Origin of the sequence: uncultured Phenylobacterium sp. (assembly GCF_902826855.1) — a bacterium.
Taxonomy (GTDB): domain Bacteria; phylum Pseudomonadota; class Alphaproteobacteria; order Caulobacterales; family Caulobacteraceae; genus Phenylobacterium.
Genome location: NZ_CADEGK010000387.1, coordinates 1 through 1,575 on the forward strand (window position 1 = coordinate 1; position 1,575 = coordinate 1,575).

A 1,575-nucleotide genomic window follows, 5' to 3' on the forward strand; every position below is an offset into this window, starting at 1 on the left:
CGCATGTCGCGCCGTCAGGTCCCCTGAGCGCGCTGCCGCGCCCGGCGGCGCGCCACGCGAGCGTGGGCTTCCAGCCTCCGCGCCCCTGGGTCGCGACACCCAGCAGCCGGCCATTCTCGCGGATGGTCACGGGACGCCCCGGCGCGACACGGCTGGCTGCAAGGTTGCGGCCGCGCCATGGACCGGTGCAAGTCAGAGGCCCGGTCGAGGGGGCCGCCGCAGCCATGAGCACGGACCGCCGGTCTGCATAGGCGGCCGCCAGGCAGCCGCGATGATCGGCTTCGAACGCGCACCGGCCGCGGCGGCGAAACCACGCGGCCTGATCTTCCCAGATCGCGCCCTCGGCGAGCGCCGGCGTCGCAAGCGCCAGCCCAGCGACCTCGGCATCGAGCATCGTCAGCTCGGCGTCACCGCAAACCAGCCCGTCGGACGCGTACTGCGGCCGGGCGCAGTCGGCCTGCCGCTGCTCGATAGGAGGCGGCGTCGTCGCCGGCTGGGCAGCGCAGACGCTCCCGGACAATAGGAGCAACAGGCAAGGCAGGTGAAGTCCACGACGTTGACCATTCATAGTATCAAAACCTCTCCCGTGAGCCGGTTGCTGGCAATGATCTCTCTACAATTCTGAACATAGATGAGACTGACATGAATAGAATGCATCTCGCCGCCCTCATCCTCGCCGGAATCTGCGTGGGATTCCCCGCAACTGCTCAACAGCGGATCACGGTTGTTTTCAAGAAGGGCAGCAGCGCATCGACGATTACGGGCAGCATCAAAGGCGATCAGTCGATCGACTACACCGTCAACGCCCGCGCCGGACAGGTGCTGACGGTGGCGTTCAAGCCGACCAACGCATCGGCCTATTTCAACGTCATGGCGCCGGGCAGCAACGGAGAGGCGATGTTCATCGGATCCTCCGCCGGCAACAATTTCAGCGGCGCCCTGCCGGCCAGCGGCAACACGACGATACGCGTCTACCTGATGCGCAGCGCCGCGCGCCGCAATGAAACCGCCAGGTACACGCTCAACATCGCCGTCAAGGGCGCCGCGAGTGCGGTTCGACCGAGCCGCGACGCGCGGGTAGCGGGCACGCCCTATCATGCGACCGCAGACGTGAAATGTGTCACGTCCGTCGGCGGCAAGACTGGGCCCTGCAAGGCCGGCGTCATCCGGCGCGGTGGAGGTGACGCTGCGGTCGAGCTGAAGACGCCCGACGGGGGTCAGCGCAAGATCTTCTTCACCGCGGGACGCGCCTCCGGCAGCGACTCCGATGCCGCCTTCCAGGTGACCCGCCAAGGCGACCTCCAGATCATCCGGATCGGCGCGGTCGAGGTCTACCAGATCCCCGATGCGCTCGTGGTTGGCGGCTGACCTGGGACAAGGAGAATGTGGCGGTGACGCACTACCCGGTCGGATCATCGCGACAGGGCTTGTCGTGTGGCTGTGCAGTCTTCGCTGGCACGGCCGCTCTCGCCAAGGCGAGATCGGAGGCGAGGAGCGTGCGCTGCTTGAACGACCGAGGTTGTCCCCGTCTCGCTCGCCGCGGCGGGCAAGAGGGATGCTGCAGCGCTTCAGGAC

The 1,575-nt window shown here is 67.2% G+C and carries 2 protein-coding genes; one reads left to right on the forward strand and one right to left on the reverse strand.

Annotated features, from left to right (window positions below; translation table 11 throughout):
• On the reverse strand, positions 1-529 hold a 529-nt coding region (locus QZV94_RS25040; protein WP_293683214.1), incomplete at its 3' end, for a hypothetical protein.
• A gap of 122 nt (positions 530-651) precedes the next feature.
• Here QZV94_RS25040 and QZV94_RS25045 point away from each other — a divergent pair.
• Complete coding sequence (locus QZV94_RS25045) at positions 652-1,368, forward strand: hypothetical protein (RefSeq protein ID WP_293683216.1); 717 nt, start codon at positions 652-654, stop codon at positions 1,366-1,368.
• The last annotated feature ends 207 nt before the right edge of the window (positions 1,369-1,575 follow it).